16 protein-coding genes and 1 pseudogene are annotated in these 15,484 nt (G+C 55.6%); 11 read left to right on the top strand and 6 right to left on the bottom strand.

Annotated features, from left to right (window positions below; translation table 11 throughout):
* The first annotated feature begins 82 nt into the window (after positions 1 to 82).
* A complete protein-coding gene (locus BG841_RS00260) occupies positions 83 to 697 on the top strand; it encodes a TetR/AcrR family transcriptional regulator (protein ID WP_070055830.1) in 615 nt (204 codons plus the stop codon).
* Positions 698 to 765: 68 nt separating this feature from the next.
* On the opposite strand, the gene yghU is transcribed toward BG841_RS00260, so the two are convergent.
* The 4 genes from yghU to BG841_RS17670 form a co-directional block, all read right to left on the bottom strand.
* Positions 766 to 1,638: a glutathione-dependent disulfide-bond oxidoreductase gene (yghU, locus tag BG841_RS00255; RefSeq protein WP_070055829.1), complete on the bottom strand. Its 873-nt coding sequence runs from the start codon at positions 1,636 to 1,638 to the stop codon at positions 766 to 768.
* 83 nt (positions 1,639 to 1,721) lie between these two features.
* The gene (locus tag BG841_RS00250; protein ID WP_070055828.1) at positions 1,722 to 2,276 is read right to left on the bottom strand and encodes a carboxymuconolactone decarboxylase family protein; all 555 of its coding nucleotides are present in this window, start codon (positions 2,274 to 2,276) and stop codon (positions 1,722 to 1,724) included.
* A gap of 381 nt (positions 2,277 to 2,657) precedes the next feature.
* Entirely contained in the window at positions 2,658 to 2,864 is a 207-nt protein-coding gene (locus BG841_RS00240; RefSeq protein ID WP_265733876.1) for an AMP-binding enzyme, read from the bottom strand.
* A gap of 129 nt (positions 2,865 to 2,993) precedes the next feature.
* Entirely contained in the window at positions 2,994 to 3,257 is a 264-nt protein-coding gene (locus tag BG841_RS17670) for a helix-turn-helix domain-containing protein (RefSeq protein ID WP_074454261.1), read from the bottom strand.
* Between the two features lie 123 nt (positions 3,258 to 3,380).
* Between BG841_RS17670 and BG841_RS00235 the strand changes: the two are divergent.
* Positions 3,381 to 4,522: pseudogene (locus tag BG841_RS00235) on the top strand (acyl-CoA dehydrogenase family protein).
* Between the two features lie 50 nt (positions 4,523 to 4,572).
* Entirely contained in the window at positions 4,573 to 5,760 is a 1,188-nt protein-coding gene (bktB, locus tag BG841_RS00230; protein WP_070055825.1) for a beta-ketothiolase BktB, read from the top strand.
* A gap of 78 nt (positions 5,761 to 5,838) precedes the next feature.
* On the opposite strand, the gene BG841_RS00225 is transcribed toward bktB, so the two are convergent.
* Entirely contained in the window at positions 5,839 to 7,092 is a 1,254-nt protein-coding gene (locus BG841_RS00225; RefSeq protein WP_070058613.1) for an ABC transporter substrate-binding protein, read from the bottom strand.
* A gap of 394 nt (positions 7,093 to 7,486) precedes the next feature.
* On the opposite strand from BG841_RS00225, the gene BG841_RS00220 reads away from it, so the two are divergent.
* Together BG841_RS00220 and BG841_RS00215 are read left to right on the top strand one after the other, a co-directional pair.
* Positions 7,487 to 8,101 carry a LysE family translocator gene (locus BG841_RS00220; protein ID WP_070055824.1) on the top strand — a complete coding sequence of 205 codons (615 nt, stop codon included), beginning with the start codon at positions 7,487 to 7,489 and terminating at the stop codon, positions 8,099 to 8,101.
* 127 nt (positions 8,102 to 8,228) lie between these two features.
* The gene (locus tag BG841_RS00215) at positions 8,229 to 8,858 is read left to right on the top strand and encodes an outer membrane beta-barrel protein (protein WP_070055823.1); all 630 of its coding nucleotides are present in this window, start codon (positions 8,229 to 8,231) and stop codon (positions 8,856 to 8,858) included.
* A gap of 371 nt (positions 8,859 to 9,229) precedes the next feature.
* On the opposite strand, the gene BG841_RS00210 is transcribed toward BG841_RS00215, so the two are convergent.
* Positions 9,230 to 10,333, bottom strand: coding sequence for a DNA-methyltransferase (locus BG841_RS00210; RefSeq protein ID WP_228141552.1), 1,104 nt, complete (start codon positions 10,331 to 10,333; stop codon positions 9,230 to 9,232).
* 302 nt (positions 10,334 to 10,635) lie between these two features.
* Here BG841_RS00210 and BG841_RS17665 point away from each other — a divergent pair, with 302 nt between their 5' ends.
* The 6 genes from BG841_RS17665 to BG841_RS16990 all read left to right on the top strand — a co-directional run bounded on the left by BG841_RS17665 (position 10,636) and on the right by BG841_RS16990 (position 15,172).
* Positions 10,636 to 10,893, top strand: coding sequence for a helix-turn-helix domain-containing protein (locus tag BG841_RS17665; protein WP_070055821.1), 258 nt, complete (start codon positions 10,636 to 10,638; stop codon positions 10,891 to 10,893).
* Entirely contained in the window at positions 10,890 to 11,783 is an 894-nt protein-coding gene (locus BG841_RS00200) for a hypothetical protein (RefSeq protein WP_070055820.1), read from the top strand. Before BG841_RS17665 ends, BG841_RS00200 begins: the two co-directional genes overlap by 4 nt.
* 306 nt (positions 11,784 to 12,089) lie before the next feature.
* The gene (locus tag BG841_RS00195) at positions 12,090 to 12,647 is read left to right on the top strand and encodes a recombinase family protein (RefSeq protein WP_070055819.1); all 558 of its coding nucleotides are present in this window, start codon (positions 12,090 to 12,092) and stop codon (positions 12,645 to 12,647) included.
* Positions 12,648 to 14,259: 1,612 nt separating this feature from the next.
* On the top strand, positions 14,260 to 14,649 hold the full coding sequence (locus BG841_RS00185; protein WP_070055817.1) for a hypothetical protein: 390 nt from the start codon (positions 14,260 to 14,262) through the stop codon (positions 14,647 to 14,649).
* 10 nt (positions 14,650 to 14,659) lie between these two features.
* Positions 14,660 to 14,854 carry a hypothetical protein gene (locus BG841_RS00180; protein WP_070055816.1) on the top strand — a complete coding sequence of 65 codons (195 nt, stop codon included), beginning with the start codon at positions 14,660 to 14,662 and terminating at the stop codon, positions 14,852 to 14,854.
* A gap of 168 nt (positions 14,855 to 15,022) precedes the next feature.
* Positions 15,023 to 15,172: a hypothetical protein gene (locus tag BG841_RS16990; protein ID WP_158007581.1), complete on the top strand. Its 150-nt coding sequence runs from the start codon at positions 15,023 to 15,025 to the stop codon at positions 15,170 to 15,172.
* Positions 15,173 to 15,484: the final 312 nt, after the last annotated feature.

Here is a 15,484-nt window from a genome sequence, read left to right as displayed (position 1 = left end):
CAATCGTTCAAGATAAAGTTGAGTGACTACTCAACATCGGCCGCTGTGTTGCATCACGGCCTCAACGTAACTGGAATTGACCATGGCTCGCACGAGCAATCACAACCGGCAAGACTCCCTTGACCGAGCGCTGCAGCTGTTCTGGCAAAAGGGCTTTCATGCCACCTCGCTGAAGGATCTGGAAAAGGCGCTCGACATGCGCCCGGGGAGCATCTATGCCACTTTTGGCAACAAGGATGGACTATTTCAGGAGTCTCTGGAGCGCTACGCCCGTTTGGGGCTGGCCGAACTGGAGCGTGTTTTACAGGCTTACGACTCACCGCTGACCGGGTTGGCGGCTTATGTGCGCAAGTTCGGGGCATTGCGGGAGCAGGAGTTGCCCAGCTGCGCCTGCATGCTGGTTAAAAGCCTGCTGGAGTTGGGCGAGCGGGAACAGGCCGCCCGGCGCAAAGCGGAAGAACTGCTGGCGGCCATGGAGGCACGCTTTACGGATCGCTTCGCTGCGGCACAGCGCCTCGGAGAGCTGGATAGCCGGCTTGACCCCGTTCGGCTGGGCCGGCGGTTACAGGCGGAGATCATGGGGCTGCGGGCCTTTGCCCAGCGTGACGTCGACAGTGCGGCTGTTCGCGCGCTGGCAGAAGATATGGCCGTGTCCCTGGAAGCACTGCGTACCGAGGGTGTTGCGCACAGACACTGACTTGCGCGCACATTTACCTGCTCTCGCCCCCTTAGAGGGGGAGAGCAGGCTGTTGCTGGCTTGCCCGGTCAGTCGGCGGTTTCAGGCGCCAGTTTATCCTGGGTTTTCAATTCAAAATCCGAAGCATCATGGCGTTCGTGCAGCTGCTCGGAAAGCTCGCCCCGAGTGCGGTTGACGATGCGGCCACGCTGCACCGCGGGTCGCGCCAGAATTTCTTTAGCCCAACGGCGCACGTTCTTATAGCTTTCAACCTGCAGAAATTCACCCGCATCGTAGGCTTCGCCTAAAACCAGATTGCCGTACCAGGGCCAGGTGGCGATGTCGGCGATGGTGTATGCGTCGCCGCCCAGATACCGGTGGCCGGCCAGCTGCCGGTCCAGCACGTCCAGTTGGCGCTTCACTTCCATGGTGAAGCGGTTGATCGGGTATTCAAATTTTTCCGGCGCATACGCGTAGAAATGTCCGAACCCGCCGCCCAGATAAGGGGCGGAACCCTGCAACCAGAACAGCCAGTTCAACGCTTCGGTGCGGGCCGCCGTATCCTTGGGGAGAAAGTGCCCGAACTTTTCCGCCAGATAGAGCAGGATCGCACCGCTTTCAAATACCCGGCTGCCGGTGTCGGTATCCAGCAAAACCGGGATCTTCGAATTGGGGTTGAGTTCGACAAACCCCGACGAAAACTGCTCGCCTTCGCCGATGCGGATCAGGTGGGCGTCGTATTCCGCGCCCGATTCTCCCGCCGCCAGCAGCTCTTCGGTCATGATGGTGACCTTCTGGCCATTAGGGGTGCCCAGGGAGTAAATCTGCAGCGGGTGCTTGCCCCGAGGCAGCGTTGCCTCATGGGTGGGGCCGGCGATCGGGCGGTTGATGCTGGCCCATTCCCCGCCGTTGTCGGCGTCCCAGGTCCACACGCGGGGTGGCTGGTAATTGCTGGCAGACATGTAAGTGGTCCTCTTTGACAGTGTTTGATAAAGCAATGGCACATCCGGGTAGTCATCGCAGACCACCTCGGATGACGGTGCCGTTAATCCGCCTTGTGCCACGCAAATTTCTGGAACGGCGGGTCGATTGGCGTGTTGGCGAGGTGGTTGGTGTAGTTGCTCATGGTCTTTTGTGCCAACCCAAGAACGATCTCAAGGATTTGCCGTTTGCTGAAACCGGCTTCCAGAAAGGCCGCTACCGCGCGGTCATCGACATTGCCCCGGCCACGGATGACGGCGAGGGTAAAGTCACGCAGAGCTTCCAGTCGTGCGGTGGGCAGTGGCGTTTCGTTACGCAGCGCCTCGGTGATCGCGTCATCTACGTTCATGCTCTTGGCAATGCCAGTATGAGCGGGCACGCAGTAATGGCAAGCGTGTTCGACATTGATGGTCTGCCACACCACGGTAATTTCCTCGTCATCAAAACTGCTGTCCAGAAACAGTTGGTGCAGGCGCTGATAGGCTTCGAGCAATCCGGGGGCTTCCGCCATGACCGCGTGCAGGCTGGGGATCATGCCGAAAGCCTTGAGGGATTGTTCCAGCAGAGGCTGGCTTTCACTGGGGGCGCTGTGTTGATCGTGCAGGGTAAACGTGGTCATGGGGTGACTCCTTACAAGTCGAGGGTGATCTTGAGTGATCGCTCAAGAGCGGGCGTAACATTGCCCTGATTTGGTTCATCGGGACTTACCGTAACTGAAGTTGAGTGATTGCTCAAGTTGTTTTTGAGCAATCACTCAGACTGCGTTGTTGTGCTGCATTGCCGGATGGACTGACGTTCACCGTAAGCATCAAAACCAGTGAGTCGGCCGAGCGGCTGCAGGCGGTGCAAGCGGCCGTGGCCCCCCGCTGCCGGGTTTTTGATCTGCTGCGCGATGCCCGCGTAGCGTTGCACCCCCAATGGAAGCGTGTTTGATCAGGGGCTGCACGAGCGACCGGCTCATCCGCAAGTTGGCGGGGCAGAACCGGGGTGCTGACTCGTTTTACGAAAAGTCTTCCCGGAGTTTGCGTTTGAGCAGTTTGCCGGCGGTGTTTTTAGGCAATTGCTCAGCAAAGTGGATGTGCTTTGGTACCTTGAACCCCGCCAGCTTGGTGCGGGCGTGGTCCATCAGCGCGTCTGCATTTTCCGGATAGCCGTCTTTGACCACCACCACGGCGCAGATGGCCTCAATCCAGTTGTCATCGGGCACCCCGATAACCGCCATACAGGGTTGGAGGCGGTGTGTTTGGAGTGGTGCATGCTTAAACCCCCTTCAGATTTTGTTCTTATGCAGCTGCAGGCATATACGCAGAGGACCGGTTGCTGCGGGAATGATCGCTCAGGTCGGAATAATTGACTCAATCGGACAGCGCGGACTCTGTGCCCGCCGATCATCCTGGCCATTGTGAGGGGGAGTGCCAGTCCAGCGCTTGAAGGCCCGACAACAAGAGGCGGGTTCCGAGAAGCCAACGCGCTCGCTGACGTCGGTCACACTCAGGTTTTCGGTACGCTTCAGCTTGATCGCATACTCCCGCCGTAATGAGATTTTGATATTGCGCAGGTAGTGGTTTGCTATGTGGGGCCTGGAATGCGAATCTGGCATGTCTGCGTGGGTTCAGGTGGGTAAAGAGTCAATTATTTCGGCGTGTACGGCCATTCCCGCCGCACAGGATAACCCGTTAAATGGTTGATTGCCTGATTATTCAGATGAACGACGAGGTTAGGTATGTCTGCACAACAAGAAGATACCGGGTTGTTTTGCGCGATGATCAACCGGGTGCTTGACCGGGAAATTGCACCCTTTTACGACCAGTGGGAACAGCAAGGCACCATTCCGCGGTCGGTGTGGCGCACTCTGGGGGAAGCTGGCATGCTCGGGATCGATATGCCCGAGGAGTACGGGGCGCCGCGGCGAGCTTTCAGGTCTCGCAACTGGCGATCGGCGAAATTGCCCGCAAGGGCTTTGGTGGCTTTGCCTCCGGGTACAACATTCACGCCAATATTGTCATGCCCTACCTGCTGCATTTTGGAACTGACGCCCAGAAACAGCGGTATCTGCCTGCTATGATCAGCGGCGAAATTTTGGGTGCAATTGCCATGACCGAGCCGGGCGCCGGCAGTGATCTGGCGGCCATGCGCACCACCGCGGAACGCACCGACACCGGTTATGTGCTGAATGGCACCAAGGTGTTTATCACCAACGGATTGCAGGCGGAATTGGTGATCGTGTGCGCCAAAACCGACCCCGCGGCCGGCGCCAAAGGGGTGTCACTGTTTCTGGTGGATACGCACCTGCCCGGCTTTTCCCGGGGCCAGGGCATCCGCAAGATCGGCCAGCACGCCAGCGATACCGCAGAACTGTTCTTCACGGAACTTGAGGTGCCTCACGAGGCGCTGCTGGGTCAAGAAGGGCGCGGGTTTGCCTACCTGATGCAGGAACTGCCCCGGGAACGCCTGGGGGTTGGTGCGCAAGCGGTGGGGGCCACCGAAGGCGTACTGGCACTCACCCTGGAATATGTGCAACAGCGCCAGGCATTCGGGCAGCGGGTGGCGGATTTTCAGAACACCCGCTTCAAGCTGGCCGAGGCCCGGGCCCGGCTGGAGATGGCCAAAGCCTACCTCCGGCAATGCATCGACCAGTATCTGCAGGGCGCAATGGGGCCCACCGACGCCGCCATTCTGAAGCTGATGCTCACCGAAATGCAGTGCGACATCGCCAACGACTGTCTGCAGTTGTTCGGGGGCTACGGGTATACCCTGGAATACCCCGTGTCGCGATTTTTTGTGGACGCCCGGGTACAGACGATTTACGCCGGGACCTCTGAAATCATGAAAGAAGTGATTGCCCGTTCCATGCTGGGCAAATAAATTAACCTTAGTTGGAACTTTTACTGATTTGAAACGCGAGGAAGCACACGATGAAACTGAGCGATGTAGTAATTCTTGACGGCGCCCGCACCGCCATTGGGGGCTTCGGAGGCAGCCTGAGTTCCCTGAGTCCCGCCGAGCTGGGCACCTGCGCTGCCAAAGAGGCCATCGCGCGCTCAGGGGTGCCCGCCGAGGACATCGATCATTCAGTATTTGGCCACATCATACCCACGGGCCCGGCCGATGCTTACCTGGCGCGTCACATCGGCCTCAATGCCGGTCTGCAAAAAGGGTCGGCGGCATTCAACGTAAACCGTCTGTGCGGATCCGCGGTCCAGTCGGTGATCAGCGCAGCACAACTGATTGTGCTGGGTGACAGCCAGATTGCGCTGGCCGGCGGGGCCGAGAGCATGAGTCAGGGCGCCTATGTGCTGCCCAACGTCCGCCAGGGCTTGCGGCTGGGTGACGGTAAAGCGGTGGATATGACTCTGGGAACCCTCAGTGACCCGCTGGGCAGTGGTCACATGGGCATGACCGCGGAGCGCATTGCCGAACAGTACGGCCTCAGTCGTGAGGAACTGGATGCGTTTGCGGCGGAAAGCCACCGCCGGGCCAGTCACGCCATCGAGCGTGGTTACTTTAAAGAACAGATTGTGCCGGTAACCGTACAGCAGGGGCGCAAGGAGTTCGTATTCGAGCAAGACGAGCATGTCCGCGCGGGCACCACGGTCGACAGTCTGGCCAAGCTGAAACCGGCCTTTACCAAAGATGGCATAGTAACGCCGGGTAATGCCTCTGGCATCAACGACGGTGCGGCCGCCATGGTACTGACCAGCGCGGCGGAAGCCGACAAACGTGGCCTGAAAGCGCGGGCGCGCTTGATTGGTTATGCCTTCGCCGGGGTGGACCCCAAGGTCATGGGTCTGGGGCCGATTCCGGCGGTACGTCGGGTGCTGGAGCAGACCGGCCTCAGCGTGTCGGATCTGGATGTGATTGAGTCCAATGAGGCGTTTGCGGCGCAGGCACTGGCGGTCAGCAAGGAGCTTGGTCTGCCCGCCGACAAGGTGAACCCCAACGGCGGCGCAGTTGCGCTGGGCCACCCGGTGGGTGCGACCGGCTCCATTCTCATCATCAAAACCCTGGCGGAGCTTGAACGCACCGGCGGCCGTTACGGCCTGATTACCATGTGCATTGGCGGCGGCCAGGGCATCGCGCTGGTTGTGGAAAATATCCGCTAACAGGTGAGCAGGTGCCGCCCGCCCCACCAGGCCAGACTGTTAGCAGATGCGGCGTCTGGGGCTGGGAGGCGGACAGGGTTACAAGTGGGGCGGCTTATCGGCAGCCGCGCGCTCGGCTTGCCACTGGACAAGGGTTTGCGCCGATTTGTGTCCTTTCATTGAGCCGATGACTTCAAAGAAGTCACTGCGCAGGGGGGCCTTTACAACCTCCTCCCTTGGCTTGGCGCGGACGACGTACATGGTCTGCAAGTTTTGGTGGTCAAAATCGCGCCACTGCTGTCGGTCTTTCAATAAGGTGAATTCATGGCCTTCCAGAGCCTTGATAAGAGCCCGGGTGTTGGTGGTTCCCGCCCGTTCAACGGCGTCCTTATACTGATACACGATGCTGTAAACCGTCGCGGCCGTGGAGGTGGGTCTGACCTGGTACTTGTCCGTAAAGGTCTCCACAAACTCTTGGCCCCGGGGAAAATCCAGTTGGTACGGGATCATCCACTCCCAGGGGGTGGTGGAAATAACACCTTCCAGGATAGTAGCGCCCACCTTATGGGCGATACCCACAGTGATGTTGGGTAACACAATCTGCATTTTATCCTTGAGCCCCATTTCGTAGGCAACCCGAAGCGCTCTGACCACATCGTCACCGTAGAGCACCAGCATCAAAACATCCGCGCCGCTTTCTTCAGCAGCGGTAAGCGCCGCTCTGAAATCCGACATCAAGGCCCTTGGAAAGGGGGTCAGGGCGTGGGGGTGGGCCTGATCGTCGGTGGTGTCGGTAAACTGGCGCAAAGAGGCCTCTGAGGACCAGCCCCAGGTATAATCGGCGGTTACATAAAAATACTTTGAATCGCCGAACGTAGTCGACAGGTAGTTGCCCAAGGTGTGGGCGGTCATCCAGGCGTTGGGGTATTCACGAAACATATGGTCGTGGCCCTCGCTGCCGGTGGTGGCATTTGCGGAGGTGGTTGAGCCAAAATAGATACGCCCCAGATCCCGCGCGACCTTGCCTGAAACAATCGTTACTGCGCTGGAGGCACCGCCAAACAGCATGTGAACTTTTTCTTTTTTGATAAGCTCTTCGGTATTTTTTGCACCTTGTTCAGGGGACCCGGCAGTGTCCCGGATCACCAGTTCAACTTTTTTGCCGAGGATTCCGCCCCCGTTGTTAATTTCCTCAATCGCCAGAAATGCGGCGAGTCTTTGCTGTAAGCCCAGATCCTTATAACGACCGGTTTGTGGGTAGTTAAATCCAAGCTTGATGGTGTCGGCCAAAAGCGGAAAGCTGGCCAACAAAAGGATGAACCCGGCCAGCAGGCTTGCTCTCTTGTTATGCATGTAAGTCAGACCCTTGAATTTGTTGTTATCTTGTTGATTAGCAAGGACTGCAACCTTATCTTGATTAAAAAACAAGCGCTTTCCGGTTAGCAATTATGGAGTTGTCGTTACCGAGTGTATCTTGCTGCTGGTTACGGAAGTGGGCAGAGGCCGCTTACGAAAGGAAAGTAGTAAGGTTCGCGATCAGCCTGTGGGGGAGGCGGGAGTATACAAGGGGGGATTGTTTGTTCGATAGTACGCTGAAGCTAACGTATGGAGCGTACTAGCGCTCAGTTGACGTCGATGGTGATTGATAAGGTGCCGAGAGTTGTCTCACAATGGGCCACAGATTGATGCAGGCAGGTGCGGACACACCAGACAATTGCCCTGTTTATACAGGGCCCAGGGAGAGTTCATGCAATTCGAGTTGTGGTTGGTTTATTTTGTCGCGTGCGTTGGCTTGTCGTTGTCCCCGGGGCCTAACGGTCTTCTCGCGCTGACCCACGGCGCCCTGCACGGGAGTCGCAAGACCCTATTCACCATTTGGGGTGGGGCGGTCGGTTTTACCCTGGTCATTGCGCTGTGCATGTTTGGCATTGGCGCGCTGATAAAGTCTTCGCTGATCTGGCTCACGATCCTCAAGTGGGTCGGCGGTTTGTACCTCGTATGGCTGGGGATCCAGGTGTGGCGCTCGCCCCCGGTTATGACTGCGGTCGATACTGAGGCGTGCACAGTCAGCGGCTGGTGGCTCTTGCGGCAAGGGTTACTGGCCTCGCTGACAAACCCCAAAGGCCTGCTGTTTTTCAGCGCGTTCCTGCCGCAGTTCCTCGACCCCAATCGCGGCCTGGCCATTCAGTTTGTGGTGATGGCCGCCACGTTTGTGGCGACCGAATGCGTGGTTGAGTACATTCTGGCCAGTTCCGCCAACCAGTTCCGGCGCTGGCTGAAAAACGTCGGACGGGCTTTCAACCGGGTCTGCGGCGGTGTGTTTGTTGCCATTGGCGCTGCACTGCCATTGCGTTCGCTGTAGGGGTGCGGAGCATCTTCTCGCGCCGGCCAGTCGTTGAACGCTTTGTTTTTGATGTCATTTGACAAAATGTTTTGCCGCCTTATGGTGTGTGCGAATCAATGACACACCAAAAGGACTTCCACTGCCCATGCGTAAATCAATCGTGTTAACCGCTATTTTGGCGGCTTCGGTAGCTCCAAATCTCGCGCTTGCTCAGTCAAATGGGATCGGTGCCAGTAACTTTTCCTACAGCACCCTCGGATTTGAGATCGGTAAAGCCAAGCTCGACGACCCGCTCATTTTTGCAGGTGAAAAGTACGAAGAGTTCGGTGCTTTATCGATCAGCGGGGGCGTGCAGGTTCTCGATAACCTGGTGCTCGTGGCCGGAGTAAGTGGGATTGCCAACGATGGTCCCCGTACAGAAATCTCTCAAACCGCGGTGTCGTTTGGCGTGGCGGTTCCAATCCCGCTGGGCGATCGTGTGGATCTGGTTCCGGCGCTTGGCTTTGCCCGAGGAGAGCTTGAAAACTGCATTGATGGAGTCTGCGTTACCGAAGATGATTCGTTTGCGACCTATGGAGTTGGCGTCCGGGCGTGGATCGTGCCCCGTGCGTTTGAGGTCAGCGCGGGTGTCACAGATTCGAATGAGAGCGACTCCGATGCCGTCGTCGCCCTGGGTGCTCACGGTTGGATCAACGACCACCATCGCCTGAGTCTGGAGTACCAGGATACCGAGGAACTCTCGTCGGTTACTGTTGGATACAGGTATGTGTGGTAAAAAAATGCACACCGGGTAACAAATAAGGGTCTTGATTGGGCCCTTTTTTTGCGCTGCTCCGGGCGAACCTCCCCTGAGCACAGGTTTGGGGCATAGCGATTAGCTGGAGTGCCTCTGTGTGGGTGCTGAGTAGCTGTTTTCGGCTTGAGGTTGGTACCCCCGGCAGGATTGGGGCACCTTCGGTATCACTTGTATGTAATTGAAATTAAAGGTTATAGCTTTTAGTTGTGACGGTCAACCGACGACTGTGTGATACCGCGTGTGATACCGTTGTCCGTCGGTTAAAGTCGGGCAGGGAGCTGCGGCTGTAGATGTGGCTGCGAGTGCCTGCCCAACCACCGGGTAGAACTTAAGCAATCAACTAGCCGGTATCATGATTCCCCATCTTCAAACAGCGCTAATGACTCCGCAGAATCATTCGTCGGTTTATTCTTATGGGCGACTGACTCAGGGGTCCAATGGCCTCTGCGCTCTCTCTCTCGCTTCACGCTGGGAGGGAATAGATGGTTTATGTCTGCCCTTATTTTCTCAAGGTGAGACCTGTCCTCGGAAATTCTCTCGAAACGATCAACAATAATATCGCATGGTCCTAGCTCGCAGCCCCACCAGCGTCGACCTTTTAGCTCTGCGACGACGTAAGTTGTACCCGAGCCCCCAAATGGATCAAGGACCAAATCTCCAGGCTCACTGGCCATCTCTATAATCCTGTCCAGTAGCTTTACAGATAGCTCGTTCGCGCCTTTGCGCTTCTTGTACTTTGCATGTCGTACGGGCGGTATATCTGTCCAAATGTCAGTTAAGCTGATCCCTTCTGGATTCATCTTGTGCTTGTAGCCGCCATAGTCCTTCAGGTCGCCAAAGCAATTTGGGCATGTCGGCGTGGGCAGCCGGTCTGCTTCCAGCTTACTTGGCTTTTGGCCTTTGACGAAATAGAGCAATGAGTAGTGAGACGGGTACAGCCTTCCCTTGATTGGCAGGCTGTACTTAATATCTGCCGCGATCCAGTGCTTGAATGTCAGTCTGCTATGCAGAAAGTTTGAAACTTGGCTGTTCCAGACGGGGAGATTCCATGTGAACAATGCTCCGCCTGGCTTCAAGGTTCGGATACACTCCCGGAGCCATGCTTCTGTCCATTTCAAGTATTCCTCAATCTTGAGGTTGTCGTTCATTTTCGACGGGTAGAGCTTGTCGAGATTGAAAGGGGGGTCGGCAAAAACTAGGTCAACTGAGTCACTATCAACAGTCTTTAACGCGCTCAGGCAGTCTTCCTGATAGAGCTGACCGTGGTCGGTTTCGAAGACGGGCAGTAGGTCCTCAGGAAACGGCGTATGAGTGTGTCTCCTGTGATGTCCGATGAGTTCTAGTATCTCACTTGCGTGCTCTTGGAGAAGCTCTGTAGTGGCGTGGTCAAGTCTTCCCATGCGAACCGCAAGGTCCAGCTCATAAATGCCGACCGTTGCCTCAATCTTGCTCATGTCGGACCCAGTGGGGACGATATTGCCCTCGTTGTAATACCGCAGTCGCGGAACCGGAATCCCTGTTTTTTTCGATAGTTGTCCAATCTCAGAGTTAGAGCTTGGGTCCACGTCCAGGCTTCGGAAAAACTGATCTGAATATCCCATGAGTCTCTCGATAGGTGGTAATTGAGCTATCGAGACTTTAACACAAATCGAAATCTCTAATGAAGGTTATGCAGGAAGTGTCTTAGGGGCACACATGGTCTAACCATGATTGATAGCTTGTGTTCACACGAAGCAATTAAGGAATAAGTGTGAACATGGTTAAGACAGAGCGTGTATACGCATTGATAGGAACCCTCCTACGGCAGCGAAGAAACCAAGCCGGTCTCGCACAGGCTGACGTCGCTGAACCAGTGGGAATCTCAAGGGCACATCTGAGCCGTATCGAGAGTGGCACCAAGCGAATCTCTATTGTTCGGCTCATGAAGATCTGTGAAGTGCTTGGCACGGACGTTGGTCAACTGATCTCAGAGGTGAAGAAGCGTCTCGATTCCGAGGGGGTATCTTTGCTATGAGGGTTAAAGTTGAACACGACGGGTACTTCCTGCCCACAGACGTTAAGGACGCTGCTGTAGACATCGTGACAAAGAGTCTGCAAGGCATTACTACGGTCGGTGGCCAATTCATCGTTAATGACACACTCTGCTTCCGAAAACAGCGCACGGGCAGGATAACTACGTGTGTCATGAACTCAGCTCCTTTCCTTTCGAAAAAATTCCAGCATAACCTGGCGCAGTTCCAAGGCTGCCAGGGGGAGACAAAGATTGAGGGACAAGACATTGACGGGCTGATAACCAGGACAGTGAAAACAGTCGGGTATCGAATCAAAGACAAGGATCGCCTTCTCGAAGTGTTGCACAGATACATTGAGGAGAATGGGCGGCCAGACGGCTCGATCTACACCCTGTTTCCAATGTTTTATGGCATGTACACAGAGCGTGGCCTATACGACATTGAGTGCCTGCCAGAAGATGTAAAGGATTTGTTTGAAGCCGTGCCAGGGGAAAAGCAGTTCACTCTTGGAGTTGAGTTTGAAACGGGAAATGTGGCGAGTTCATTCCGTGCTTTGAATAAGCTTTTTGTTCTATTCCAGCGTGGGGTGATCGACGCAGGAATCCTTGTAACCAGCACTGATAAGCAGAGTAGTGCAACCCGTATTTGGCCAGTTTCGAACAGGAATGGCTCACTTCAAGAGCTTCGGCAGAGGCACTACCTTGACCAGGTTTCGCTACCCCTCATCTCTGTTGGGTTCGCCCCGGATGGCTTTGATCCTTCCGCTCCCTACCTTGGGAGGAACGGTGGCCTCTACAGGCTGAAGCCCACAGGGAAACAAGACAGTACCGGCGACTATGAAATCTTCGTTGGGGAGGACGGCGAAGAAATTCTCAAGCCGATTGGAATGTGAAGCCCAAGCAACTTCAAAAACTGACTAGAAATTTGTCTGACTTTTAGAAAGTTACTGTTGAGAGCTTTCCCCCCGTAGCCCCGGTCATTGTTGATCGGGGTCCTTTCTTAACTCTGACATACGCAGATCGGGCGGCCTGGCCGTCGATGGTCTGTCCAGATGAGTAAACCTTTTAGGCACGCTAGACACCTACCCGCCAGCCCGCATTCTACCGTGTCCATATAAGTCGATTGTTAATTTATTGACAGGCAGTCTAGGTAAGCCTAGAGTACCTTGACACGACACCCAGACACAGGAAGCCACACAATGTCAGGCCAGCACGTTGCCTATATCCGCGTATCCTCAGTAGACCAGAACACAGACCGCCAGCTTCACGGCCTGACCTTCGATGCCACGTTCACCGACAAGGCCAGCGGCAAGGACACCAACAGACCCGCGCTGACCGAGTGTCTACGGCATGTCCGCAAAGGTGACACGCTGCACGTTCACAGCATTGACCGGCTGGCCCGCAACATGACCGACCTTCTGAGGCTGGTAGACGACCTCACAGGGCGCGGTGTGACCCTTGAGTTCCACAAAGAGAAGCTAACCTTCACAGGTGAGGTCAACCCATTCCAGACGCTTCAGCTACAGATGATGGGAGCCTTTGCAGAGTTTGAGAGGTCAATGATCAGGGAGAGACAGAGGGAAGGCATAGCAGCCGCGAAGGCGAAGGGTAAGCAGATCGGCGCAAGGAAGAAGCTAACACCGGCACAGGTAGCCGAGATACGCGCTAGGGTGGCCAGAGGCGACACTAAGAAGGCTTTGGCTAGTGAATATGGGGTAAGCAGGCAGACGCTGTACACGGCGCTAGAGGCGGCCTGAGGGGCTTATAGCCCACACCTTAGGAATAACGCAGGATGATAGCTTATGGTTATATAGGCGTGTGTTTCTATCGTACCTGATGTTTTCACCACGCCTACACCACGCCACACCACGCCACACCACGCCACACAGAGCGCCCCAGAGCCATCACAGCACCCTCCTCAGCTCACCCTAGGATACCCATAGCCCATAGGCGTTGCCGGCCCTGTGCCGACTCACAGCGCCTCTCACAGCTAACGCAGTACCAGCATAGCGCCCCTTACTTGAGGTTGACCATAAGGCTGATGGCGGGCGCTACATGAGCTTAGGCTGAGCGGTTAATAATTGACCAATAACAGCTGATCATTTGATACCCCACTCCTTAGCATAAGAAGTCTTCCGGGGATACATAGGATACAGAGGATACTTAGTGCCTACCTAAGGTCTGACACTAGGCCCCTCTAAGCATACTATTGATATATCTATAACAGTAAAGCTATGGATACCTAAGGCTGACACCTCCTCTCAGTGGTCATAGCTCACAGCTACCCTCAGCCTCTCAGCGTTCAGACACGGAACAGTGCCGCAACTGAGCGCCTGCCCAAAAACGGAACAGTGCCGAAACTAGCACCTGTTCAAAATGACGCCTAGGCGTGAAACTGAACTCAGCCCTCCACGCCGACCCAAAGCGACCCAGCACACCTAGCTACAGGTCCGGTCACCTCCTGACTCTCAGTCACCAACAGCCAGCGATAGGCTAGCGCATCGTCTACGCCCTGTAACTCGAAGTCATCCCGAAGACTCAGGACATCATGTATCAACTGTGTTTGGTCAATCATAATAGCTACTCCTATTGGTTATGGTCAGGCGACTATATCAGTGGTCAATTGCAATTGGAACAATGAGTTACATGCTCAACTTTGAGTATATTCTCAGTAGAGAGAATGAGGTATCAAAAACGGAACAGTGCCAATTCTGATACTGACGTTATAGCTGCTGCCCGAAACGAATACAGTATTCAAAACGGGCAAGACCGTAGCGAAGCTCGAAGCCATCATTGCGGAGGTTGAGTCAAAACGGAACAGTACGCAAATGACTCAAGACAGCGAGAAGACCCCTGAGCACGTCATTGCGAAGGCTCGACAAAAGACTCCATGAGCCAAATGTCGAGCCCCGCTGAGGCCCACCTATTCCCCACACCTTAGGATAGCCAGTACATGTCCATCTGACTGGAGCAGTGCGCCCAGTTAGATATAGGTCAGGCCCTTAGCCATGTCTGACCACCAGTAAACCCAGCGTAAGACCTCACCCCCGCCAGCACGTCCCTGTGCTCCTGTGTGGCCGCTGGGTTTACTCCTATTTGTTTTCAACTTTCAACACAGCTTTACGGAGCCCGCCCAATGTACACCCCAGATTGTCGGGCCTACCTACGCCACGACAGAACCGCCACGACCAACCAAGTCAGGCTCAGCGCCTACCACTGGTCAATCATTGAATCCACACAGAACGAGCTGGCAGCCGCCCTCAAGGTACGCCGCGTATCGCGCCCAGTGGCCTTGCGTCACATCCTTGAGCAAGCCGTGAGAGCTGGTATCTGTAAACCATTAATCAATCACGTAAAGGAACATAAAGCATGACACTAGGAATCAACGGTAGCCCCTACGCCGCCTCAGAGGCTCCACAGCCAACGGCAGAGCTAGCCAACCCCTACGCCCTGACACCAGAGGAGCAGGCGCAGTGGGACGCATGGGAGGCCCTGAGAGACGACGACAAGGGCGAGTATCTACACCAAGTAAAGCAAGACCTCACCAGCCATGACACATTCGCCAGCAAGGACTATTGGGACAGCATCAATGGGGATGTCTGCGTACAGCGCCTAGCTGGCGGTGGTGCCGTCGTTGGTGGCGCTATTCGCCCTGACGCACTGGTTACTATTGGCGGCATAGAGATGACCGTACAACAGGCGGTAGACAGCGGGATACGCCCCGCCTCAATGATTGGCCACCAGACAGGCCAGGACTAAAGGAGGCTGTATGAATATTGAACAGATCAAAGAGACGTTAGAGGCGGTAGGCTACCCAGCTCAAGGTGACAACCTGCAAGCCATACTTGATGACCTGCATGACCACTACAGCGTTCAAGTTGTCGGAAGCTCCATGCGACATCTAGGAGACGCTGACCCGCTCTACGTCAAGGCTGGACAGGTTGCCTTTATGGTCGATAAGTAGCACGACCTTGTAGCAGCCTGCATTCGCATTCGGTCAACCCTCAAGCAGCGAGAAGCCGCACAACCTGTCACCATGCAAGCGCCGAAGCGCTCCCGCTTCCTTCCTGACATTGTGCGAGCCGTTGAGTATGAGCTTGAGATAGCAGAGAGAGTCAAGCGCCCTCTAGGTATGGTCAATACCTGTTATGAGGTTAAGTACGACCCAGACAGCCGCACTCAGACTCGCAAGAGCGCTCAGATACTTGACGACTTGCTGGCGGATGATGCCAAGCGCAACACGAAGGGCGTAGACGCGCTCAAAGCCATTCTGAATCTGTGACACAGGGTGAAGCTATGGTTATCTCAAAGAAGCTCTCAGACGCCCTCAGGCCCAGCAGGCAGCGACGCAGAGACGAGCTAGACCGTAAGGCCAAGGCCCGACATCGCGCTTACTTGAAGTCACAGGGGCGACACGCTGAGGCGGACTTCATGCTACTGACCAATCATGAACGATTACCGGCCAGCTTCCGGGAGCGCTTTGTGTCTGGCTATAAGTGAGAATTGTCCGGCGCTGTGGATGCTATGACCCCTCAGCGCTGGCTGTCAGCGACTTGAGTAGGGTGGCTTCCATGTTCTTCAAGGCGGTCCGTTC

The organism is Marinobacter sp. X15-166B (assembly GCF_001752365.1).
Lineage (GTDB): Bacteria > Pseudomonadota > Gammaproteobacteria > Pseudomonadales > Oleiphilaceae > Marinobacter.
This window is presented reverse-complemented; position numbering and strand designations above follow the sequence as displayed.

Excerpts from the sequence above, each read along its gene's own strand:
- BG841_RS00195 (WP_070055819.1), top strand. The coding sequence starts at position 12,090 with ATGTCAGGCCAGCACGTTGCCTATATCCGCGTATCCTCAGTAGACCAG.
- yghU (WP_070055829.1), bottom strand. The coding sequence starts at position 1,638 with ATGTCTGCCAGCAATTACCAGCCACCCCGCGTGTGGACCTGGGACGCC.
- BG841_RS00250 (WP_070055828.1), bottom strand. The coding sequence starts at position 2,276 with ATGACCACGTTTACCCTGCACGATCAACACAGCGCCCCCAGTGAAAGC.
- BG841_RS00180 (WP_070055816.1), top strand. The coding sequence starts at position 14,660 with ATGAATATTGAACAGATCAAAGAGACGTTAGAGGCGGTAGGCTACCCA.
- BG841_RS00185 (WP_070055817.1), top strand. The coding sequence starts at position 14,260 with ATGACACTAGGAATCAACGGTAGCCCCTACGCCGCCTCAGAGGCTCCA.
- BG841_RS00225 (WP_070058613.1), bottom strand. The coding sequence starts at position 7,092 with ATGCATAACAAGAGAGCAAGCCTGCTGGCCGGGTTCATCCTTTTGTTG.
- BG841_RS17670 (WP_074454261.1), bottom strand. The coding sequence starts at position 3,257 with ATGCCAGATTCGCATTCCAGGCCCCACATAGCAAACCACTACCTGCGC.
- BG841_RS00210 (WP_228141552.1), bottom strand. The coding sequence starts at position 10,333 with ATGAGCAAGATTGAGGCAACGGTCGGCATTTATGAGCTGGACCTTGCG.
- BG841_RS17665 (WP_070055821.1), top strand. The coding sequence starts at position 10,636 with ATGGTTAAGACAGAGCGTGTATACGCATTGATAGGAACCCTCCTACGG.
- BG841_RS00220 (WP_070055824.1), top strand. The coding sequence starts at position 7,487 with ATGCAATTCGAGTTGTGGTTGGTTTATTTTGTCGCGTGCGTTGGCTTG.
- BG841_RS00215 (WP_070055823.1), top strand. The coding sequence starts at position 8,229 with ATGCGTAAATCAATCGTGTTAACCGCTATTTTGGCGGCTTCGGTAGCT.
- BG841_RS00200 (WP_070055820.1), top strand. The coding sequence starts at position 10,890 with ATGAGGGTTAAAGTTGAACACGACGGGTACTTCCTGCCCACAGACGTT.
- BG841_RS00260 (WP_070055830.1), top strand. The coding sequence starts at position 83 with ATGGCTCGCACGAGCAATCACAACCGGCAAGACTCCCTTGACCGAGCG.
- bktB (WP_070055825.1), top strand. The coding sequence starts at position 4,573 with ATGAAACTGAGCGATGTAGTAATTCTTGACGGCGCCCGCACCGCCATT.
- BG841_RS16990 (WP_158007581.1), top strand. The coding sequence starts at position 15,023 with ATGGTCAATACCTGTTATGAGGTTAAGTACGACCCAGACAGCCGCACT.